Origin of the sequence: Neptunomonas concharum, from assembly GCF_008630635.1 — a bacterium.
Lineage (GTDB): Bacteria > Pseudomonadota > Gammaproteobacteria > Pseudomonadales > Balneatricaceae > Neptunomonas > Neptunomonas concharum.
This window is the reverse complement of the sequence record NZ_CP043869.1, coordinates 1,121,185-1,142,747: the sequence shown is the minus strand read 5'-3', so window position 1 is coordinate 1,142,747 and position 21,563 is coordinate 1,121,185. Positions and strand designations below refer to the sequence as shown.

20 protein-coding genes and 1 tRNA gene are annotated in these 21,563 nt (G+C 45.2%); 10 read left to right on the top strand and 11 right to left on the bottom strand.

Annotated elements, in window-relative coordinates; translation table 11 throughout:
• Positions 1-43: 43 nt before the first annotated feature.
• From F0U83_RS05350 to pspF, 7 genes are all read right to left on the bottom strand, one after another.
• Complete coding sequence (locus F0U83_RS05350; RefSeq protein ID WP_170221898.1) at positions 44-1,096, bottom strand: acyltransferase family protein; 1,053 nt, start codon at positions 1,094-1,096, stop codon at positions 44-46.
• Positions 1,097-1,288: 192 nt separating this feature from the next.
• On the bottom strand, positions 1,289-3,388 hold the full coding sequence (locus F0U83_RS05345) for a diguanylate cyclase domain-containing protein (RefSeq protein WP_170221896.1): 2,100 nt from the start codon (positions 3,386-3,388) through the stop codon (positions 1,289-1,291).
• A gap of 269 nt (positions 3,389-3,657) precedes the next feature.
• Positions 3,658-3,745 (bottom strand) — tRNA-Ser (locus F0U83_RS05340).
• An 86-nt stretch (positions 3,746-3,831) separates the two neighbouring features.
• Complete coding sequence (chrA, locus tag F0U83_RS05335) at positions 3,832-4,992, bottom strand: chromate efflux transporter (RefSeq protein ID WP_138988552.1); 1,161 nt, start codon at positions 4,990-4,992, stop codon at positions 3,832-3,834.
• 124 nt (positions 4,993-5,116) lie between these two features.
• Positions 5,117-6,313: a cell division protein FtsZ gene (ftsZ, locus tag F0U83_RS05330; RefSeq protein WP_138988551.1), complete on the bottom strand. Its 1,197-nt coding sequence runs from the start codon at positions 6,311-6,313 to the stop codon at positions 5,117-5,119.
• A 107-nt stretch (positions 6,314-6,420) separates the two neighbouring features.
• A complete protein-coding gene (gene ftsA / locus F0U83_RS05325; protein ID WP_150036798.1) occupies positions 6,421-7,716 on the bottom strand; it encodes a cell division protein FtsA in 1,296 nt (431 codons plus the stop codon).
• A 448-nt stretch (positions 7,717-8,164) separates the two neighbouring features.
• Positions 8,165-9,226 carry a phage shock protein operon transcriptional activator gene (gene pspF, locus F0U83_RS05320; RefSeq protein ID WP_138988875.1) on the bottom strand — a complete coding sequence of 354 codons (1,062 nt, stop codon included), beginning with the start codon at positions 9,224-9,226 and terminating at the stop codon, positions 8,165-8,167.
• 202 nt (positions 9,227-9,428) lie between these two features.
• On the opposite strand from pspF, the gene pspA reads away from it, so the two are divergent.
• The 3 genes from pspA to F0U83_RS05305 are packed head-to-tail and all read left to right on the top strand — an operon-like array spanning position 9,429 to position 10,765.
• Positions 9,429-10,103 (top strand): phage shock protein PspA, encoded by a 675-nt coding sequence (pspA, locus tag F0U83_RS05315; protein ID WP_138988874.1) that lies wholly within the window; start codon positions 9,429-9,431, stop codon positions 10,101-10,103.
• A complete protein-coding gene (gene pspB / locus F0U83_RS05310) occupies positions 10,103-10,348 on the top strand; it encodes an envelope stress response membrane protein PspB (RefSeq protein WP_138988873.1) in 246 nt (81 codons plus the stop codon). Before pspA ends, pspB begins: the two co-directional genes overlap by 1 nt.
• Positions 10,349-10,357: 9 nt before the next feature.
• Positions 10,358-10,765, top strand: a complete 408-nt coding sequence (locus F0U83_RS05305; RefSeq protein WP_138988872.1) for a PspC domain-containing protein — start codon at positions 10,358-10,360, stop codon at positions 10,763-10,765.
• A gap of 75 nt (positions 10,766-10,840) precedes the next feature.
• Here F0U83_RS05305 and F0U83_RS05300 read toward each other — a convergent pair whose 3' ends face one another.
• Positions 10,841-11,176 (bottom strand): antibiotic biosynthesis monooxygenase family protein, encoded by a 336-nt coding sequence (locus tag F0U83_RS05300; protein ID WP_138988871.1) that lies wholly within the window; start codon positions 11,174-11,176, stop codon positions 10,841-10,843.
• Positions 11,173-11,511: an NIPSNAP family protein gene (locus F0U83_RS05295; protein WP_138988892.1), complete on the bottom strand. Its 339-nt coding sequence runs from the start codon at positions 11,509-11,511 to the stop codon at positions 11,173-11,175. Before F0U83_RS05295 ends, F0U83_RS05300 begins: the two co-directional genes overlap by 4 nt.
• 162 nt (positions 11,512-11,673) lie before the next feature.
• Between F0U83_RS05295 and F0U83_RS05290 the strand changes: the two genes are divergently transcribed.
• Positions 11,674-12,432: an ArsR/SmtB family transcription factor gene (locus tag F0U83_RS05290; protein WP_138988870.1), complete on the top strand. Its 759-nt coding sequence runs from the start codon at positions 11,674-11,676 to the stop codon at positions 12,430-12,432.
• Between the two features lie 85 nt (positions 12,433-12,517).
• A complete protein-coding gene (locus tag F0U83_RS05285) occupies positions 12,518-14,041 on the top strand; it encodes a bifunctional GNAT family N-acetyltransferase/carbon-nitrogen hydrolase family protein (RefSeq protein ID WP_138988869.1) in 1,524 nt (507 codons plus the stop codon).
• Positions 14,042-14,195: 154 nt separating this feature from the next.
• Here the strand turns inward: F0U83_RS05285 and F0U83_RS05280 are convergent, their stop codons facing one another.
• Positions 14,196-15,182 carry a DMT family transporter gene (locus tag F0U83_RS05280; protein ID WP_246077894.1) on the bottom strand — a complete coding sequence of 329 codons (987 nt, stop codon included), beginning with the start codon at positions 15,180-15,182 and terminating at the stop codon, positions 14,196-14,198.
• Between the two features lie 66 nt (positions 15,183-15,248).
• Here F0U83_RS05280 and F0U83_RS05275 point away from each other — a divergent pair, with 66 nt between their 5' ends.
• From F0U83_RS05275 to F0U83_RS05255, 5 genes are all read left to right on the top strand, one after another.
• Positions 15,249-15,740: a MarR family winged helix-turn-helix transcriptional regulator gene (locus tag F0U83_RS05275; RefSeq protein WP_138988868.1), complete on the top strand. Its 492-nt coding sequence runs from the start codon at positions 15,249-15,251 to the stop codon at positions 15,738-15,740.
• Between the two features lie 119 nt (positions 15,741-15,859).
• On the top strand, positions 15,860-16,633 hold the full coding sequence (locus tag F0U83_RS05270) for a hypothetical protein (RefSeq protein WP_138988867.1): 774 nt from the start codon (positions 15,860-15,862) through the stop codon (positions 16,631-16,633).
• Positions 16,630-17,685: a 4Fe-4S binding protein gene (locus F0U83_RS05265; RefSeq protein WP_138988866.1), complete on the top strand. Its 1,056-nt coding sequence runs from the start codon at positions 16,630-16,632 to the stop codon at positions 17,683-17,685. Before F0U83_RS05270 ends, F0U83_RS05265 begins: the two co-directional genes overlap by 4 nt.
• 2 nt (positions 17,686-17,687) lie before the next feature.
• A complete protein-coding gene (locus F0U83_RS05260) occupies positions 17,688-18,446 on the top strand; it encodes a sulfite exporter TauE/SafE family protein (protein WP_246077892.1) in 759 nt (252 codons plus the stop codon).
• The gene (locus F0U83_RS05255) at positions 18,446-19,180 is read left to right on the top strand and encodes an energy transducer TonB (RefSeq protein WP_138988864.1); all 735 of its coding nucleotides are present in this window, start codon (positions 18,446-18,448) and stop codon (positions 19,178-19,180) included. The genes F0U83_RS05260 and F0U83_RS05255 overlap by 1 nt, the downstream gene beginning before the upstream one ends.
• A 54-nt stretch (positions 19,181-19,234) precedes the next feature.
• On the opposite strand, the gene F0U83_RS05250 is transcribed toward F0U83_RS05255, so the two are convergent.
• Positions 19,235-21,496: an arginine/lysine/ornithine decarboxylase gene (locus tag F0U83_RS05250; RefSeq protein ID WP_138988863.1), complete on the bottom strand. Its 2,262-nt coding sequence runs from the start codon at positions 21,494-21,496 to the stop codon at positions 19,235-19,237.
• Between the last annotated feature and the right edge of the window lie 67 nt (positions 21,497-21,563).

The window sequence follows — 21,563 nt, the reverse complement described above, 5'->3', positions numbered from 1 at the left end:
TAAAAAGGAGTATGGTTAAGCTTGCTAATCATCGATATTTACCTCAAGCACCTATCAACCAACGACTCTGGTAAGGAAAGAAGTAACGAATGGCACGAGCGATATAAAAACTACCAAAAAAGTGGATACAAAATACGACACTCGTCATAAAAACACTAAACCATGCCCCACCCGAAACTTTAGACCATCCCAGCAAAGGGAACAGATTATTCATCGCTAACGTCAACAACGGATGAAGAAAAAAGATAGCAAAGCTCAGCTCTCCTACCTCTCTTAGCCATCTGTCCAAGCAAAGCCATATCCCTTTCCATATAGAAAGTAGATAGCATAGCGCCAGCAACAGAATACAAAGTCCCATTTTTTGGACAAACTGAAAATCAATACCGCGGTACTTAAAGAACCACTTATGATAGTTTCCTACCCACGGCACTACCCATGTCTGCATGATCAACGCCCCCATAAACAACAATGCCGAGACCAGCAATAACGGCTTGTAATGCTTAATGAGAAAGACTCTATACAGAGAAAACAGCATGCCTAAAAGGTAAAAAGGCGTGTAATAAAGCAAGGACTGTATCACCCCGGCATTACCATGAGGCCTATGCAACATTACAGCGAGCATCGAGAACAGGGCAAACAGAAGAAGTTGCCTCCATAGCGGCAACTGCAAATACGCCAAGTACAAAGGTGATAATAAAAACACCACCATAATGAAAGGAATATACCAGTGCGGATAAAGCACATAGAAGTTTTTAACGGTGTAAAACACATTTAATGCGACTTTTTCAAGAGGCAACCCGTCCAGCCACCACCAACCAAACAACTTAAACCCTAAACCAACAAAAGAAACAAAAAGAAAAGGCACTACCACCCCTTTCCATTTCTTTAGAAGAAACGCCTGAAACTGAAAATTCTGGGCAAAAACAGCATGTAGAAAGTAGCCAGAAATAAACACAAATACCGCCGTCCCGCCGCGAACAATATTCTCCAGTAGAACAGGAAACCCTTTCTCAGAGTTATAAACGGAGTGGCCCAATACGATCAAGATGATCGCCACGGCACGCAGATAGTCAAACGCCAACCAACGAGCTTTCAATTCGTCTATTCCAAATCAAATAAGTGCCCCTTGTTGGCATCAGCTTTAGAGAAGTAGTCAGAGGGTGACCTGCGATGCCAAACATTCAGGGATCTGAAAGCGCGGATTATGCGCCTAACTTATTTCCAGAACCAGAGGTAAAAGCGGGTTTTTGATAAAAATATATCAACAGACGAACACATCGCTGAAAGCCTAAATACAGACGGAAGCTCTCTTCTCCTTGTACATAGCCATATCAGCTTTTCTTAATAGGTCTTCGATAGAATCACCATCATCCGGATAAAGAGCCACACCAACACTGGCCGAAACATAATGCTCACAATCGTCTAATACCACAGGTCTCTGTAAACACTGAGTAAGCTTTTCGACTAAGGTACAAATATCTTCAGGCTGAGGGTTATCATCAATCAGCAATGTGAATTCATCTCCTCCCATGCGCGCCAAAGTATCACTGGCTCGCAAAGTACTCCTAAAGCGCTGAGATACTTCAACCAATAAACGATCTCCACTCTCATGTCCTAACGTATCATTAACAACCTTAAACTCATTAAGATCCAAAAAAATCAGCGCAAGAGTGTATTTATTACGACTTGCTAATTTTAAAGAATGCTCAGCTCTATCGAAAAATAGTCGACGATTAGGCAACCCCGTTAATGCATCATAAAATGCATAGTACTCAAGCTGCATATTGATTTTTTCTATCTCTTTAGTTCTCTCTTTAACCAACTCCCGCAAGTGAACATGACGTCCAAAAGCTGACAGTATGATAAAAGCAGCCAGTGTTCCAAATAGCCATTGAGTCGCAAGAAAGCTAAGCGATTTTTCTACCTGAAGAGAAATGAGGTACTGCTGGTCAATATGTAGATTAAAAACCCAAGTTCGGCCCGCAAACGCTATCTCAAAGATATAGCCCAAACCATCTCCTTGGGACATCGCAGCTATGATGCTTTTATTACCATATACTGCTTTTTCTGGCCTACCCTTCTCATGAATATAAATATCAAGAAAGTTAATAAGATCATCACTCAGACTTTTATTGATTATTTCTGCCACTAAAAACACGCCAACAGCAAATCCTTTCAAAGACTCATGACTATCTATTGCCTGCTCCATAGGGTCAACATTTTGAAAAACAGGTGTAAAAATCAAAAAACCAGGCTCTCTTTGATCGGACTGTACTAGCTGAATAATGTCTGTCGAAACCGCACTATGTGTTTTCTTAGCCAAAAGCATACTCTCTCGTCTTGATGCGTTTGAGTAAACATTAAAGCCCTGCGCCGCTTTATTCTCAGCCAGAGGTTCGATAAATTTCACCACAACTAAAGGGTCTTCTGGATACAATGGCGCTCCTTTAATTTGAAAGTCCGAACCGAGCTCCTCTCTGGCAACTTGTTCAAACATTGCCAAATCCCTCTGTTTTATTACTGGATTCCATGACATCGCACGAATGCCTGGTAAATCAGTGGAAAGCCGTTTGACTAGATCGTAAAAGTCATCTTTGTTGATGGAGTCTCTTTCTGAAAGCTCGCTACCAAGCTGTTGAAGTGCATAAAGATAGGCAGACATCTGATACTTTAAACTATTTTCAGCAACCTTAGCTTTAAGCTCAAACTCGTTTTGTGTATAAGTAACTACCAAATGCTCGATATATTGTTGCGCGGCTTGAAAAATAACCAAAATTGACAGCAGCGGGACCGCCAACCCTTTAAGCAAAGACCCCTTACCCAGATAGCCTTGCCGACACTGCAAACATCCAAGTATTAAAGGTGTGACAAATATAACACCTAAAAAGTCTCCCACCCACCATACTAAAACGTTGAACCACTGCAGCATTCCAATCGCTACACTCTCATGGGTAAAAACCAAAACAGCATTACCCACCACGGCACTGATCAAACAGCATAAAAGCCCAATCAGTATAAAAGTTGATACTTGATAATAAGAAGGAGCACTCAGAAGGCTCACCCTCAAACGCCTAAGTAACGCAGTATTTGCCCAAGCCTGTATTGTTGAACCTAAAGCGATCAGGGCAGCAGGAATAATAGGTGCTAAGTTCTGCACTTCATCATTAAAAAAATGGGTGGTCAGATTAAAAAAGCAGGAGCCTAAAAAAACACCTACTAAGAATCGGTAACCAAGCACTAAACATCCAGCCAGTGCGACACCCGCAGAAGGCCAAAGGGAAACAATTTGTGCCTGAGGGCTAAAGGCAGAGAAAACAAACGCGCACCCCACGTAGAGGCAAAAAAGAAGAATGTAGGTAATCGTATTTTTATTAGTGGGGAGTAGCAAAGAGATCACCATATTCCATTATTAGCACATTGCGATTAATCCGCACCCGTTTGTCTTCAATCAATATGGCACAAACAGTAACCCATCCTATGGCAAACAAAGCAAATAGCGCCATACAGTCAGGAGCGCTTCATACAAAAGGAAGGTATACTTCAGGGTAGTTGTACTTGGGGAATATGTAAAAAAATTTTTAAAAATACTAACAGGACTATCGAGTACTTGAGGAAGATATGAGTGGCATTTAACGTATTGAATTTGCAATACATAAATGGCGGTCAGGGAGGGATTCGAACCCTCGATGCCTTTCGACATACACACTTTCCAGGCGTGCTCCTTCGGCCACTCGGACACCTGACCGTTGTGAGGCGCGTATACTAGCACACCTCTTTAATTGTGCAATAGATTTTGACGAGAACTATCTATTTTAAATCGACTTTTTAACGCTAATGAGCAATCAGAAGCCCACCGATAACTGCAACGAGTATTGCCACCCAAACCGACTGCTTTAACACAACTAAAACGCCCCAAATAGCCAGTACTGCGGCCATGTCTTCAACACGCGTTACGGTACCCTGCCAGACAAAACGGTAAAGCGTCGCCATTAATAAACCTACGACGCCGATATGAATACCACTGACAAAACAGCTCAATCCGGTGCTTGTTCTAAGCTTTGACCATATAGGTAAAACACTGATCAATAGTAACCAACCAGGTAGGAAAATCAGCAAGGTTGCCAGAAGCCCTCCCCAGATACCGCCACCCAGAATGACACCTAGGTAAGTCGCCAGAGTAAACATTGGGCCAGGCACCGCTTGAGCTAAGCTATACCCTGCTAAAAAGTAAGATTGAGGCATGGCATCATAGATAGCCGCTTCAGCACTGAGCATCGGTAAGACTACATGCCCTCCACCCATAACCGTTGCCCCCACGCGAAAGAGTGCATCTATCCATGCCAGTTCAGGCATAAGCCAACCGAGTACCGGAAGCGCCACTAATCCCAATAGTACTAACCATCCGTAATGGATGCTCGTTTTGTTGGTTGAGATATTTGTTTGCGTTAGCGTCTGAGTAACAGATGGCGAAATAAAAAGATAACCCATAAGGCCAGATACAAGCAGAACCCCAATTTGTACCATCCCACCGTTTAGTAGCAACATCAGCAGTGCAACCAGCAACACAAAAATCTGCCGGAATCGATCCGTAGCGGTTGTTTTCAGCATCTTTAAAACCGCGTCAGCGACCACCACCACGGCGAGTAGTTTCAACCCATGCAGTGCAGCTTCTACTGTGGGGGAAAGCTGGGTCAACATAAGCGATGCGCAGATCAGCATGAGCATTGCTGAAGGTAAAGTAAACCCCAAAAAAGCCGCCAAGCTGCCCGCTAAGCCTCGTTGCTGATACCCTAACGCCATTCCAACTTGGGAGCTGGCAGGGCCTGGCAAAAAGTTACAAAGCGCGATTAATTCAGCGTATTCGGGGGCAGTTAACCATTGGCGTTTATCAACAAACTCACGCTGAAAGTAAGCAAGATGGGCCATAGGGCCACCGAATGAGGTTAACCCAAGCTTTAAGAAGATCCAGAAAATGGAAAAAAGACTGTGCACGGCACTTACCCACTATCAAACTAAACCACTATTGTAGCAATGAAGATGACAGGGTTATGACAAAAAAAGGCCACTCAACGAGTGGCCAAAGTAAAGCACCTGAATTGGTCAATAAGACCAGGTATTAATCCGCCTGACGACGGAGAAAAGCGGGAATATCCAAGAAGTCCATATCATCTGTACCGGTTTTTTTCATGGTTTGATGGGACATCTCTTTCTCTTGTTCTGCAGCGATAGAGGTGCGCTGGCGTTCCTCTGCACGATTACGCAAGACCGTTGGCAACTCCAATTGGTTGAAGTCGGTGCCTGTAGCAACCGTGCGTGTTGTCGTACCGCCGTTAACAACTTTTAATTCTTCAGTCTGTGCCTGGCCCAAACCTGTCGCCACCACCGTGACCTTCAGGTCTTCGGTCATCTCTGGATCAATAACCGTACCGACTACAATGGTGGCATTTTCTGAGGCGTACTCTTCAACAATATTACCCACTTCAGAAAACTCACCCAAGCTCATATCCAAACCGGCAGTAATATTAACCAGAATGCCTCGGGCACCCTTAAGATCAACATCTTCCAGCAGCGGGCTGTTAATCGCTGCTTCTGTTGCAATCGTGGCACGGTCATCACCACGCGCTTTACCCGTACCCATCATCGCCATGCCCATTTCAGACATAACGGTGCGAACATCGGCAAAGTCGACGTTGATCATACCCGGACGTGTAATTAGATCTGCGATGCCTTGCACAGCTCCTCGGAGCACATCATTCGCCGTATTAAAGGCATTAATTAGGCTACAGTTACGACCTAGCACCTGCATTAGCTTTTCATTAGGGATGATGATCAAAGAGTCGACATTCTCTTTTAGCTCTTTAATGCCTTCATCTGCAATTTTCATGCGCTTACGGCCTTCAAATGGGAAAGGCTTAGTCACCACTGCAACGGTTAAAATCCCCATCTCTTTGGCGACTTCAGCAACAATGGGGGCTGCACCTGTGCCTGTACCACCACCCATTCCAGCGGTGATAAAGACCATATCTGCGCCAGTAATCATTTCAGCAATACGCTCGCGATCTTCAAGGGCAGCCTGACGGCCGACTTCAGGGTTCGCACCTGCACCTAAACCTTTGGTGAGTTCACCACCAATTTGGATAACTGAGCGCGACAGCATATTTTGCAAAGCCTGAGAATCTGTATTGGCACAGATAAACTCAACACCTTCGACATCGGTACTGACCATGTGCTGGACGGCATTTCCGCCGCCGCCACCTACACCAATCACCTTAATTACGGCGTTTTGTGGTAGGTTTTCAACCAGTTCAAACATGATTTGTTCTCCTTCAGGTTCGCGCTGTATCACTACAGTCACGCTGCTTTACATCTTATAAGTGTTATTATGAGTCACTTAGCATGGCGCTAAGAAACCCTCGTTATCTAAAAATTACCTTTAAACCAGTCTTTCATACGACTGACGATGCCCGGCCCTGTTTTCTTAGGCTTAGGCGCTTTTTCTGTGACCCGCTCTTCTGCCACTAATGTGGTTTCGTTACGCGGTGGCACATGCACCGAAGAGGCGCTCCCCACCTGTCCACCTTGACTGGCATAGTGGAGTAAGCCGATACCGGTCGCAAAGATCGGGTTTTGTAAAATATCATCCATTCCACGCACGCCATGGGGCATCGCTAAGCGTACGGGCATGTGGAAAATCTCTTCTGCTAGTTCTACCACCCCTTCCATCTTAGCGGTACCGCCCGTGAGCACGATGCCTGCCGCAACAAGATCTTCAAAGCCGCTGCGACGCAGTTCCGCCTGTACTAAGGTGAACAGTTCGTCATAGCGAGGCTCTACTACTTCGGCTAAGGCCTGGCGGGACAGATCCCGTGGTGGGCGATCTCCGACGCTGGGCACTTTGATGGTTTCATCAGCGCTCGCTAATTGCGCTAAGGCGCAGGCGTATTTAATTTTCAGTTGCTCGGCGTGCTGCGTCGGGGTGCGTAACGCCATGGCTATATCATTGGTGACCTGATCCCCTGCGATAGGAATCACACCCGTATGACGAATAGAGCCTGCGGTAAAGACTGCAATATCCGTTGTACCACCGCCAATATCCACCATGCAGACACCGAGGTCTTTTTCGTCATCGGTGAGTACTGCATAGCTGGAGGCAAGCTGCTCTAACACCACGCCGTCAACTTCCAAGCCGCATCGACGTACACACTTTTCAATATTCTGGATCGCATTGGTCGCGCCCGTCACTAGGTGCACTTTGGCTTCCAGTCGTACGCCGGACATACCCAGCGGTTCTTTAATGCCTTCTTGGTTATCGATCAGGTATTCCTGCGGCAGGATATGTAAGATTTTTTGATCTGCCGGAATAGCAACAGCGCTGGCCGCATCAATGACCCGCTCCAGATCATGATCCATCACTTCACGATCGCGCACAGCAACAATACCGTGGGAGTTCAGGCTGCTGATATGACTGCCTGCGATACCGACGGTCACGGAGTGGATTTTACACCCAGCCATCAGTTCGGCTTCTTCGACGGCACGTTGAATAGAGCTGACCGTGGACTCAATATTGATCACCACACCCCGCTTTAGGCCACGGGATGGATGCGAACCAATACCAATGACTTCGATTTGGCCACTTGGCATCACTTCGGCGACCAAACACACCACTTTTGATGTGCCGATATCCAATGCAACGATCATGTTTTGCTCTATTTCCATGAAATAAACCGTCTGTTTATTTTTTATTCAAAACCATACGAAGATTTTGCAAATTATAAGCCAAAAACTTCACTAATTCATTACTGTCCGCATTATAAGGGCTAGATAATATAAATGTACAAAAAATCACCAACCTAGCCAATACTTGATCGGCAATATTTTTCCTTTCTTTAGAGAAATCTTGCCATTTCAATTAGATAGCAATTACCTACCTGCAAAACTTTGCCGCTTAAATATTATCCTAATAGTAAGAAAGCAGCGGAAAAAATCACCCGAAAAATCAAAAATCAGTATTGATTTAAATATAATATTCAATATTAAATTTTGATTTATTTCAAAATATCAAAACTTGATATTGAATATTCGTAAAATTATCATTTCTCAATTTTGATTATTTTTCCACAACCCTCTCACGTATTTAAACAACAAAATAACTGCCGAACTAACATCAAAAACCACTTGCATTTTCCTGCTGCTGACCTTCAAGAAACTTTTTTAGAGGTATCATATTATGTTTACGAAGCTGCGCTCTTAGTTGGTGATATGTCAAACCAAGCTTCTTAGCCGCCTCTTTCTGGTTGTAATGATTTTCTTCTAATGCCTCTAGTAGTAATCGCTTCTCCAGTGCCTCAACCCTGTCGGAGAGGTGCTCAACTTTGTTATTTGACAGCGCACCTACCAACAGAACCTGCTGCTCTAAATCCTGATCTTTTTGAGCAACAGGAGACTCCCAAGGAGAAGCAAAAGGATCAATAATCAACTGGCGAATAGGTGACTCAACATCCTCCTGGCGATAAACACTTCGCTCCACAGCATTTCTGAGCTCTCGTACATTGCCAGGCCAGTCATATTCCAGCATTTGGAGCCTTGCCTGTTCTGCAAACCCCGGAAAAAAACGCCTCTCTAATTCAAAGCACATACTCAGAGCAAAATGTTCAGCCAACAGCAGTACGTCTTCTTGCCGATACCGAAGCGGTGGAATATGCAGCACATCAAATGCTAGGCGATCCAAAAGATCTGCCCGAAACTCCTCTTTTTCAGCCAATTCAGGTAAATCTGCATTGGTTGCTGCAATGAGACGAACATCTGCTTGCATTGTTTGTTGGCCGCCGACCCTCTCATACTCACCATACTCAACAATACGCAACAACTTCTCTTGCACCTGCTGTGAGCAAGTCGCCAGCTCATCCAAAAACAAGGTTCCAGCCTCTGCTCGCTCAAAACGACCGATATGACGCCGGGTCGCACCGGTGAACGCACCTGCTTCATGACCAAACAGATCTGATTCCAGCAAGTTGTCATTCATGGAGGCGCAGTTCACCTTCAGGAACGCTTGATCCCACCGCTTAGACAAAAAATGCAGCCGCTCAGCAATCAGCTCTTTACCCGTTCCTCGTTCGCCAATAATCAATACCGGCTTATGCAGGGGAGCAATTCTTGATACTTGATCCATTAGATCCAGCATCAGAGGCGACTCACCAATCATGGCTTTGTTATATGATAGCTTCATTAACTAAATATTAGCTTAATTAACTATTATTTAGCTATATTAACTACTAATTTTTTGTATGCTTTTTCATCAATTTAAAATTTATCCTTTATAATCAGTAAGTTGAAAAGTTGGCACATTCTTAGCTATTCCATTCATAACGATAGTCAATCCGCTCAACACATAAACAGCGGCCAATAGGACACTCACGGAGATCAACACAATGGGTATTTTTTCTCGCTTTCAAGACATCATTAACGCCAACATCAACTCCTTATTGGATCGCGCCGAAGATCCAGAAAAAATGATCAGAATGATGATTCAGGAGATGGAGGAAACATTAATCGAAGTACGCACGACATCCGCTAAGGTGATTGCGGATAAGAAAACTCTGGAACGTCGTATGATGGCGTTGCAAAAAGATGCCAAAGATTGGGAATCTAAAGCAGAAATGGCAATTACCAAAGGGCGCGAAGACTTAGCTCGCGCTGCGTTAACTGAGCAAGCCGCAGCAGAAGAGACACTCGAATTAGCACATAGCGAGCTTGATGCCATCGAAGCACACTTAGATGACCTCAACAGCGAAGTGTCACAGTTGCAACATAAACTAGACGATGCAAAGGCCAAACAGAAGTCAATGCTGGCCAGAGAACAAACTACGCGCTCACGCTTAGAAATTCGTCGTCGCTTTAATCGAGACAAATTGAACGAGGCATTTGAGAAATTTGAACGCTATGAGCGTAAGATGGACGACATGGAAGCAGAAGTAGAGAGCTATGATCTTGGCAGCAAAGATCTCGCCGAAGAGATTGCCGATCTTGAGCGCGATGAAAAAATCGATCAAGCTCTCGCTAAGCTCAAAGCACAGATGAACAAAAAGGAATCCGGTGATCAATAATGTCTAATTTAGTGTTTTTCTTTGTACCGACAGTCATTTTTTTGGGCCTTGTTCTGCCCCTCTGGCTGCTGCTTCACTACATAGGTCAGTGGCGCTCATCCAAAGGATTGTCGGCAGAAGACAGGCACACCCTAGAAACGGCGCTAGCGGAAGTATCCCGCCTAGAAAGCCGACTTGAAACACTGGAAACCATCCTGGATGCCGAACAGCCTGAGTGGCGAAAACAGCATTCATCGGAGTCATAAGGAGGCTCTATGTTTACAGCCAAATACCGAGGTCATGATATCGATCTCTACCGCAGCACCAAGCAACGCTGGATCGGTGGGGTTTGTGGCGGTCTTGCAGAAAATATGCAATGGTCTGCTGGAGGCCTGAGATTGCTCATGGTCATTCTATTTATGTTTACCGGAGCCTTTGCTGTCTTTGCTTATATAGCGGCCATCTTCTTACTCGCAAGCCGCCCCTATGAAGCAGAACAAAAGCCAGAACAGGCGAAGCCTAATCTGAAGGAAAAAGTGTTCAGCTATGGAACCTCTGCCTCCAGTCGCTTAAACGAGATACGCGAGCGCTTGAGTCGGGTAGACCAACGCGTTCGCGCCATGGAAGAGCATGTCACGTCACGCAAATTTCAATTCGAGCGTGAAATGCGTCGCAACGGTTAATACCTCATTGACGGATAGAGCACTTCGTGCGCTCTATCCACCTCCATACTAAGACTCTCTAGCATTTACAACCCGCTACACAGTAAGATCCTTAGGCACTTGCTCCCTATCATTCATTCCATAATCACGCACGACTTCTGCCACTCGCAGCCTGTAGTTTTCAAATAAAGCTCCTCGCCCTTTTGCTTGAGCTTTGCGATGCATTACCTGATTTCTCCACGCTTTTACGGCGGTTTCATCTTCCCAAAAAGACAGCGAAAGAAAGCGCTTCGGGTTTGCTAAGCTTTGAAACCGCTCGACTGAGATAAAGCCTTCAATTTCAGACAATATGGCTTTTAAATCGCCAGCTATTTCAAAGTATTCATCTTTCCCTTCGTCTTTTGGCTCTAGCTCAAAGATCACGGCAATCATATTTCTACCCTCGCAGATTGTTGATAGGTTTGCGGCACTACTTTTAAAAACGTGCGCTTCTCTTCTAAGATAAACCGCTCTTTTTGAGCAAACATAAAGTTACTGTGGCCATCCTTGTCTTTTTTGAGCCTTGCTCTGTATTTTTCATAATCTGCCAAGCTATTAAAGCTTATCAACCCAAAAGCGGTATCGTTACTACCTTCGTGCGGTAAAAAATAACCTAAGAGCTCGCCTCCACATAAAGGAATAATACGCCCCCAGTTTTCAGCATAGGTTGTAAACCTGTCTAGTTGGAATGGATCTATCTTGTACTCAATAAAGCATGTTATTTTCATTTGCACTCTCCTGTTAGAATGATAGGCATACTAATAATTGGGCTAAGCGCTGCTTCGATGGGCATCGAAGTATGATCGAACAATATTAACTACCATGGAACTTGCACAGAACTTTTATGAAGTACTCATAGGACTATCATAGACAGCGGAGGCTTGCAGAAATTGGAACCCAACATATCATTTGTAGCGAGCCTAATTGGCGACGCAACCCGAGCCCGAATGCTTACCGCTTTAATGGGTGGTAAAGCCTTAACGGCGACAGAGCTAGCAGTAGAAGCGGACATAACATCACAAACCGCTAGCAGCCATTTAGGCAAGCTAGTCGATGGACAGCTGCTTATTGTTCGCAAGCAAGGCCGACATAAGTATTTTCAGTTAAAAGGAAGGGATGTTGCCGAACTCTTAGAGGTACTTTTAAACGTAACATCAAAAATGAAGCACAGTAAAACATCCACAGGCCCAAACGATCCAAGGCTTCGGCAGGCGAGAGTCTGCTATGATCACCTTGCGGGTGAGCTCAGCGTTGCTCTGTACGATGCATTAATTAAAAGCGCACACATAGAAGATAACGGTATAAACAATATAGATGCTCATTTAACACCTGCAGGTGAAACCTTTTTCACCGAGCTAGGTGTAGATTTAAACATCCTGAATAAAAGTCATCGCCCGGTATGCAAGTCATGCTTAGATTGGAGTGAACGTCGCAGTCACTTAGCTGGGGCTCTCGGCCAATGGATATTAAACGATATCTTTAGTAAAGGCTGGGCATCCAAAGATCTTGATTCGAGAGCCGTTCACTTTACCCCATCCGGCTTAAAACAATTTGCTAAAAAATATAATATTCCACTTTTTTCACAACCCTGCGAAGCTGGTAAACACAGTTCATGCGGCTCTATCAAAAAAATGCAACCTCCATACTAAAATTCTCTAGCGTTTACACCCGAAACTCTCTATAAGCATTGCCAATAGATTGGCATTTTCGCCAATAGTCTTTCGGGAGGTCCCCATGGATGCCAGCCATGTTGCTATACGTCATTTAACCTATAAAGATATGCAAGAGTTAAGGGAGGCTTGTTCGGAGGTCTACCAAAACGAAAAGTTAGCCACATGGGATGAAACCACAGTTGACTCTCTTCTCACTCGCTTTCCTGACGGGCAAATATGTGTTTGCGTCGATGGGAAAGTTGTCGGATGCGCCTTTTCCATTATCGTAGACTTCGACAAGTTCGGTGACGATCATACCTACGATGAAATCACCAATAAAATGACCTTTAGCCATCACGACCCAGATGGCGATGTCCTTTATGGTATTGAGGTCTTTATTCATCCTGACTACAGAGGGCTACGGCTTGCACGTCGTTTGTATGATATACGAAAAGAACTCTGCGAGAATTTAAACCTTCGCGCCATCATGGCAGGCGGACGAATGCCAAACTATGGCAAGCATGCGCACGCAATGTCGCCCAAAGAGTATATCGAAAAGGTCAAAGCAAAAGAGCTATACGATCCCGTTTTAAGTTTTCAACTCGCTAACGGATTTCACGTTCGCAAACTACTCAAAGGTTATTTAAAGGGTGACATAGAGTCTCGTGAAAACGCCACATTATTAGAGTGGTTAAACATCTATTACACAAAATCCGTTAAGTTGATTAATGCACCCAAATCGGAAGTTCGCCTAGGTCTAGTACAATGGCAGATGCGCTCTATGTCTTCGCTAGAGATGCTCTATGAACAAATGGAGTTTTTCGTTGACGCCGTCTCCGACTATAAAAGCGACTTTATTTTATTCCCGGAACTATTCAATGCTCCACTTATGGCTGGTTTCAATCACCTAAGCGTCACACAATCCATTCGTGAGCTAGCGGCTTACACTGAGCAAATCCGCGATAAGTTTATAGAGTTCGCCATCGCTTATAACATCAACATCATTACTGGCAGCATGCCCTATTTGGATGACGGTAAACTCTATAATACAGGGTTCCTGTGCAGACGTGACGGCACTTGGGAGCGCTACGATAAAATACATATTACACCTGCAGAAGCACGCAATTGGGTGATGACTGGCGGAGAGCACATTAAAGTCTTTGATACCGACTGCGGAAAAATCGGCATCATGATCTGTTATGACGTCGAGTTTCCAGAGTTTTCAAGACTCTTGGCGGATCAAGGTATGGATATCTTATTTGTTCCTTTCCTGACCGACACCCAAAATGGCTACACCCGAGTTAGGCATTGCGCCATGGCAAGAGCGATTGAAAATGAGTGCTATGTTGCTATCGCAGGCGCTGTAGGTAACTTAGCAAAAGTGAATAACATGGATATACAGTATGCTCAATCAGCACTGTTCACACCTTCTGATTTTGCATTCCCAACCACAGGAATTAAAGCTGAGGCTACACCTAACTCAGAAATGACCCTGATCGTTGATGTAAATTTAAACTTACTCAAGGAGCTTCATAGTCATGGCAGTGTCCACACGTTACGCGACAGGCGTTTAGATTTATACAAATTGACACAGCTTAAAGACTAAGATGACCTTGTGGCTGCTATCCACATATTTTCGTCTTCTTCCATTAAGTGATATTACGTATCAAAACACCTAATGACATAACGATTGTAGATAACATCAAGAAGGCTAAGGCTCATACGGATTTGCCCAAGCCTTCTCCGATGTGGCTGATAAGCTAGGCCACAGTATTGTGTGTGTGCTCTTTCTCACTACGCTGAAACAACACAATGCCAATGGTGATCAAAACACCAGCCAAGCCAATATTCGGTGGTGCAGCTTCACCCAATACAAATACCCCTATAGACATGCCACTGAGCGCAGCAACTGTGCCAATTTGACTAAGGTAAACGGGACCAGCAAGCTGCTGAAGCAAAAAATAAAACAGGTACAGAATCGTAAAAACGATAACTTCTATTGCAAGTAAAACAATCACTCGACTTGAATTGAACACATTCACCGCCTGGCCTGCTTCAAAGAATAAAACAAAGGGTATCAGCGTTAGCGCACCACCAAACATCATGAGTGCTGCCAAAAAAACGGGCGATGCGGCAGTAGGCCAACGCAAGGTTCGGTAAATATTTCCACAAGCAATCATAACTGGCATCAGTAGCACTAACAGCACCCAGCCCTGCGCCTCAACCGCACCATTACTCTTCGCTACCGCCAATATGATACCTCCACTGAGCCCTAGCAGAACCCCCATAAAACGCCATACCCGTAGCGTCTCCATTTGGAATACAACCGCTAACAGCCAAGTAATCAATATGGGGAAAGCAAAGCTTAATGAGATAAAACCTGCACCTACATGGCGTATCGCCAAAAACCCCAGTGCATTAGGTAGCGCAAATAAAACCCCGGAAACTAGCCCGTATTCAAGCATGCGTTGGTTTAACCCCATGGGGTTACGTTTAAGTGCACATATTAAGCAAAGCATAGCGCTAGCGCCTAACATAGAGACCAATAAGAAAGTTAACAATGGTGCACCTGCCGTAGAGGCAAGCTTCCCCACGACTAAAGACAGCGATAGAAAAACACCCACCAGCAACAAACAGGCAAATGCATAAAAGCCAGTTTTATAAACAGGTTGTGTAGAATCGTGATTATTCGACTTGCGACCAACCCACATCACCCTTCTCCCGTTGCGTGTTACTATATGTTCCATAAGGAAGAATCTTAATAGAAGTCTTCTTAATGAAAAGTATCTTAACGTAGAGATAAAATTATAACAATGAATAAAGTTAAATTAGTCACGTCTCAATGGCAGCGTGAGATGCCCCAACTCGACCTACTACCGATGAAAGTGATTGGCTCTCTAGGCAAAGCGACTCGCTTAATCACACGGGATTATTTAGATCCTTTCTTTAAAAGCCACGGCTTACAGTTAGGTGAGTTTGATGTATTGGCTACGTTGCGTCGTTCAGGCGCACCATATGAATTAGCACCAACACAGCTGTTTGAAGCGCTGTTAATTTCGTCTGGAGGAATGACTAATCGGCTAGATAGGCTAGAAAAGGCTGGCTTGATTGCTCGCGCACCCAATCCAGAAGATCGCCGCGGTACGCTGGTGTTATTAACTGAAACAGGCCTAGCATTGATCAACCGAATTGTTCCCCTACATGTAGAAAACGAAGCACGCTCACTGTCGAATCTCAGCAGAGAAGAGCAAGAAACACTCGAGCGGTTGTTAGAAAAACTGATCGATGGATTAGAGAGGGAATAGCAACCCGCCTTGTGGCGAATTGTCACATGCGACAACAAGCCACATCCCCGACATAGCAGAACCCCTTAGAATTACACTAAAAAACAGGGGTTCTTTCTATGCTCGTAAGAATAATCGCGATGAGTTTACTATCAGCGAATGTCGCTGCTGATATTTTTTGGCAACCCTATTCTCAAGCCGACCCCGGCCATCATGCCCATAAAAAGAGCAAGTCCCTTCAGCTATCCAATCTGCCCAATGAGATACCTGTCGATATTAAGCTGGTTCATTCAGATCTTGAGATAAGCACCCCCTCATTATCAAATGACGTGCTTAAGCTGCAACCTACACGTAAAGGTAATTACCACGCGCTTGTGGCAACACTAGAGACTCCCGACAGTTATCAACAAGCTGTCCGATATCCTTATATGAATGGCAAGCCTGTCGACTTTTCCCCTAGCGATCTATTGGCCTACTCAACGGGGCCATTACGTATTATTCCCTCACCGCTTCCCAGAGAGCACTGGCGCTACGAAACCGATAAAACGTACCGATTCAAGGTGTTGTTTAATGGCGAGCCCTATAAAGAGCAACCCATTCTGGTCAGCACCAGTAATGGCAGCACTGATGTATTGCAAACTGATAGTTCAGGCCTGCTTAAATTACATATTCCGGATGATTTTACCAACGTCGTGCCGGGTAAAAGAAAAAACCCAGCAGCAGAGATTCGCTTATTTGCCAACACAAGTACGGATAGCATTCGCTACACCACCAGCTTTTCAGCACCCTATTCGCCAAACCCATCCCATTGGAAGAGTACCTCCTTAGGCGCGCTAGCGGCCGCATTCGGGCTTATGGCCGGATTACTTGTTATCAGACGCCTGCCAGAATACTCACGGAGACCTAAGAAATGATGGCAAACCTTACGCTCATCCGTCGCTTTACGCAGTTAGTCATGTTTATTTTTTTGGTTTATGGATCTGTGATTGTGGGCTTTTACGCAGCCGATAAATTATCGGGGGCACTCCCTGCTCTTAGCTGCGCCTATGATACGAAGAATGCTGATTACTGCGCACTGATCCCCGTACAACACCAACTGCATCATCGTTTAGGTAATGCTGTGAACTCAGGCAATGCATGGGTGCTGCTCATGCCATTACTGACAACCCTAGGGACATTTCTTCTCCTATTTATTGTGCTAAACAAAGCCTTTTGTGGCTGGGTGTGCCCCCTTGGATTCTTTCAAGAAGTGGTACACCTCGTAGGGCAAAAATTAGGATTCAGAAAGGTTGATAGTCTATCTCACAGAGCCGTAGATAAGATCCGCCCTATAAAATGGATGATGTTAGGGATTCTGGTGTTTGGCCTACCCTCACTAACCAGTTTGGGCTTTTTAAGTGATGAGTGGGGTGATCCATTTTGCCAGATATGTCCGAGTCGGATTATGACTACGCTAGCAACTGGCAGCAGCGAACAACTCTTCGTTGACACCTCCAGCTACAGTTATATGGCGCTGTCGATAACCGGTGATTTTCTTTTCGGGCTCATGATTGCACTGGCCCTCACCGTTAGGCAGCCGTTTTGTCGAATTTGTCCTCTGTTAGCGATGCACGCTGTTTTCAGAAAGTTAGGATTTGCCCGTTTGGTCAAACAAGGCACATCCCGCTGCGACAAGTGCGGTCTTTGTGCCGAAGCCTGCCCTATGGATATACGTGAATTACAAACCGAACATAATGACGCCGATAAAGCGAAAGATATTACGCTTGCCGACTGCACACTGTGTGGCCGTTGTGTTGAGTTTTGCCCTGATAAAGATGTTTTGCAGCTACGTTATTTAGGCATCCCCATTTTCAAAGCTGACCCTGCGTATTTTAAAGCACGCAAGAGATCACAAAAGCAATGGGATCAGATCCGTCTGATTAATGTGGCAGAAAAGCCCGCTGATAAAAACGTCAAGCCACTATGATATTGAGCGAACTAGACGCCATTTGGAGCTTCTCTGCTTTTCTATCGGCTTTCCTGATTGGACTGAGTTTTGGCAGCGGACCTTGTAATCTAACTTGCTTACCTTATCTGGGCCCTGTGCTATTGGGCCCTTCATCCGAACGAGCTTTAGGCACTGTCGTGCTCCCCTTTATGTCTGGCAGGCTCACCGGCTATATCCTGATAGGCATGAGTGCTGCCTTGTTAGGTGCCTTTATAGAAAGCTATTTAAAACACCCAGCACTCCCAATTGTGGTCGGCAGCATTACACTTTGGCTGGCTTTTCGAATGCTTTTTAAGCATGAGACAACTAACTGCGCCATCACCCCAAAAGAAACGTTTGCCACAGCAAACACATCGGCTGCAAAAACTACTCTTTATCATAGTCGTACTAACAACACTGACTTACTGATTGCTACGGATCGGCCTGCATTAGCCCAGAAACATCCGACTCAGCTTTTCCTGTTAGGTGCATCCCTTGCCGCAAACCCTTGCATCCCACTGATGACATTGTTAGCAGCGGCCGCACAAAACGGTGATCCACTCTTTGGCGGACTCCTCGCTCTGGCATTTGGTATGGGCGCTGTATTAATCCCTTCTCTACTCGTCCAATTTGGCGTTGCTTTAGTAGGACAGGAGTTGCGACATCACCTGAATCACTGGAAAACGACGTTGACGCGTATCGGTGGCCTGCTCTTAATCGCCGTAGCGATCAGCACGATGATAAGGGGCATTCCTGGATAATGAGCATACATCAGGCTGTGATATCTCATCCTCTTATGAAAGGCCTAGCGGTTTCACTCCTTGGGCACAGTACACTTTGGTTTTATCTCAACCATACACCTATAGTGAACGTTGATCCTCAGATAACACAGGCTATCACACCGCAGTCGATCAACGTAACGCTAGCTCGCCCATCCTTGATGCCTCAAGCAAAAAGTCTGAGTACACCTAAACCTGTACCACAGCCTACTCAACAGGTTTTACCATCGCCAAAGCTTGAGCAGCCACATAAAAAGCTCATCACACAAAGTGATCAGCCTAAAAGAACATTAAAGAACAAGCCCAAGACAGCACCGGTTACAAGCAAAAACCAATCACACAGCAAAAAGACTTCTACGACAGTGCCATCTAAGCCGGTCGCTACTGCGCAAGTGACCCACGCCACAACGCAGCAGTCCACCTCACCAAGGGCCACACAGCATGAAAGCGAACAGTATCTGTCCTATCTGATCAACCAGATAAACCGGTATAAAAAATACCCACGTCCTGCGGTAAGGCGGAATATAGAAGGAAGTGTCACTTTTCGCCTCAAGCTCAACCCTGATGGCAGTTTTAAGGATATGGAGTGGATATCGGGCCAGAATATTTTTAAAAATGCCACCCTCAAGGCCATACAATCATCCTTACCTATTCGACAATTAGCTACAACGCCACCAACATCTGTCGTGCTTACAATAGATTATCGGCTCATTTAACATGCAAAAACGCCGAGCATGAACTCGGCGTTTTCAGGCAGATTTGATTACGTATTAGTCTACCGACACACAATCCACATAGTAGATCGTTTTTCCATCAACCTTCTCTGCAACCAAGCCATGAACATAAGTTTCAAAGCCAGGGAAGTTGTTATTAAACACCCGAGCAAAACGTAAATAATCCACGATAATTTTATTGAACACCTCCCCTGGAACCAGCAAAGGTATACCCGGCGGATAAGGTGTTAACATAACCGCAGTCACTCGACCTTCAAGCTCATCTAATGGCACACGTTCGATATCTTTGTGTGCCATTTTCGCAAAAGCAGCAGCCGGTTTCATCGCAGGTACTAAGTCAGACAGATACATTTCTGTGGTTAAGCGAGCAACATCATGTTGGCGGTAAACATCATGTATCTGCTGGCATAGCTCTTTTAGCCCTATACGTTCATATTGCGGGAACTGCCCAATAAATTCGGGGAGCACCCGCCATAAAGGCGCATTTTTGTCATAATCATCTTTAAACTGCTGCAACGCAGAGATCATGGTATTCCAACGCCCTTTGGTGATACCGATCGTGAACATAATAAAGAAGGAGTAAAGGCCATTCTTTTCGATGACGACACCATGCTCAGCCAAGTATTTAGCGACGATCGCCGCCGGAATACCTTCCTCTGCAAAATCACCATCTACGTTCAGGCCCGGTGTTAGAATCGTGGCTTTAATAGGATCCAGTAAGTTGAAGCCTTCAGCAATATCACCAAAGCCATGCCAGCTTTCACCCGCTTTTAGCATCCAGGCATCACGCTCATCTAAGCCTTCGTCCGTTAGATCATCCGGGCCCCAGACTGTAAACCACCAATCATCTTCATACTCTTCATCAACCTTGCGCATGGCTCGACGAAACTCAAGCGCTTCAGCCAGAGATTCCTCGACCAACGCAGTGCCACCGGGCTCTTCCATCATAGCCGCCGCCACATCACAGGATGCGATAATCGCGTACTGAGGACTGGTTGAGGTATGCATCAGATAAGCTTCATTAAATACATCGCGATCTAATAAGTTCTGATTCGCATCTTGCACCAGAATTTGTGAAGCCTGAGATAACCCTGCTAGTAATTTATGTGTAGATTGGGTTGCAAACACCATGGAGGTATCACATCGAGGTCGACCTTCCCCAATCGCATGGTAATCCCCATAAAAATCATGAAACGCTGCATGAGGAAGCCAAGCTTCATCAAAGTGCAATGTGTCTATTTCGCCGTCCAAGAGCGTCTTAATCTCTTCAACATTATAAAGAACGCCGTCATAGGTGGACTGGGTGATCGTCAACACACGCGGTTTAACGTCTGGGTTCTCAGCTAACTTTTCACGGCAGAACGGATTAGCCAACATTTTTTTACGAATATTGGCAGGTTCAAATTCACTTCGCGGAATCGGACCAATAATGCCATAGTGGTTTCGGGTCGGCATCAGAAATACCGGTACAGCCCCTGTCATCATAATGGCATGTAGAATCGATTTGTGGCAGTTACGATCTACCACCACGATATCGCCGGGTGCGACAGTAGAGTGCCAGACGATTTTGTTCGAGGTCGATGTGCCGTTTGTCACAAAGTACAAATGGTCACAGTTAAAGATACGCGCTGCATTACGCTCTGACGCAGCAACCGGACCTGTATGATCAAGTAACTGTCCCAACTCATCGACGGCATTACACACATCAGCCCGCAGCATATTTTCACCAAAGAACTGATGGAACATCTGCCCTACCGGTGATTTCAAGAAAGCAACGCCCCCCGAATGGCCCGGGCAGTGCCAGCTGTAAGAACCATCCTGTGCATAATCAGTGAGTGCTCTAAAAAAAGGCGGCGCTAACGTATCTAAATAAGATTTAGATTCACGGATGATATGCCGAGCCACGAACTCTGGCGTATCTTCATGCATATGTATGAAGCCGTGTAATTCACGTAACACATCATTTGGAATGTGCCGGGAAGTGCGGGTTTCACCATACAAATAGATGGGTATGTCTTGATTTCGACGACGGATCTCGCCGACAAAAGCCCGCAGTTGCCCTAAAGAGATATCGGCATTGCTATCTGAATCAAAGTCATGATCATCAATCGAAAGAATAAAACCTGCCGCGCGGCTTTGTTGCTGCGCAAATGAGGTTAAATCACCGTAGCTGGTATAACCTTCTACATACATACCTTCGGCAATCATCGCGTCTGCTAACTGACGGATACCTGAGCCACTGGTGTTTTCTGAGCGAAAATCCTCGTCAATGATGACGATGGGGAAGTGAAAACGCATCTTCCGACCTTTTAATAGATGGATTATTAGTTAACAGCTGAATACTACCAGCTACCTTATTGCAATT

Excerpts from the sequence above, each read along its gene's own strand:
- F0U83_RS05295 (WP_138988892.1), bottom strand. The coding sequence starts at position 11,511 with ATGAAAATAACATGCTTTATTGAGTACAAGATAGATCCATTCCAACTA.
- F0U83_RS05250 (WP_138988863.1), bottom strand. The coding sequence starts at position 21,496 with ATGCGTTTTCACTTCCCCATCGTCATCATTGACGAGGATTTTCGCTCA.
- F0U83_RS05280 (WP_246077894.1), bottom strand. The coding sequence starts at position 15,182 with ATGGAACATATAGTAACACGCAACGGGAGAAGGGTGATGTGGGTTGGT.
- pspF (WP_138988875.1), bottom strand. The coding sequence starts at position 9,226 with ATGAAGCTATCATATAACAAAGCCATGATTGGTGAGTCGCCTCTGATG.
- F0U83_RS05305 (WP_138988872.1), top strand. The coding sequence starts at position 10,358 with ATGTTTACAGCCAAATACCGAGGTCATGATATCGATCTCTACCGCAGC.
- F0U83_RS05270 (WP_138988867.1), top strand. The coding sequence starts at position 15,860 with ATGAGTTTACTATCAGCGAATGTCGCTGCTGATATTTTTTGGCAACCC.
- F0U83_RS05255 (WP_138988864.1), top strand. The coding sequence starts at position 18,446 with ATGAGCATACATCAGGCTGTGATATCTCATCCTCTTATGAAAGGCCTA.
- F0U83_RS05300 (WP_138988871.1), bottom strand. The coding sequence starts at position 11,176 with ATGATTGCCGTGATCTTTGAGCTAGAGCCAAAAGACGAAGGGAAAGAT.
- ftsA (WP_150036798.1), bottom strand. The coding sequence starts at position 7,716 with ATGGAAATAGAGCAAAACATGATCGTTGCATTGGATATCGGCACATCA.
- F0U83_RS05275 (WP_138988868.1), top strand. The coding sequence starts at position 15,249 with ATGAATAAAGTTAAATTAGTCACGTCTCAATGGCAGCGTGAGATGCCC.
- pspB (WP_138988873.1), top strand. The coding sequence starts at position 10,103 with ATGTCTAATTTAGTGTTTTTCTTTGTACCGACAGTCATTTTTTTGGGC.
- ftsZ (WP_138988551.1), bottom strand. The coding sequence starts at position 6,313 with ATGTTTGAACTGGTTGAAAACCTACCACAAAACGCCGTAATTAAGGTG.
- pspA (WP_138988874.1), top strand. The coding sequence starts at position 9,429 with ATGGGTATTTTTTCTCGCTTTCAAGACATCATTAACGCCAACATCAAC.
- F0U83_RS05285 (WP_138988869.1), top strand. The coding sequence starts at position 12,518 with ATGGATGCCAGCCATGTTGCTATACGTCATTTAACCTATAAAGATATG.
- F0U83_RS05265 (WP_138988866.1), top strand. The coding sequence starts at position 16,630 with ATGATGGCAAACCTTACGCTCATCCGTCGCTTTACGCAGTTAGTCATG.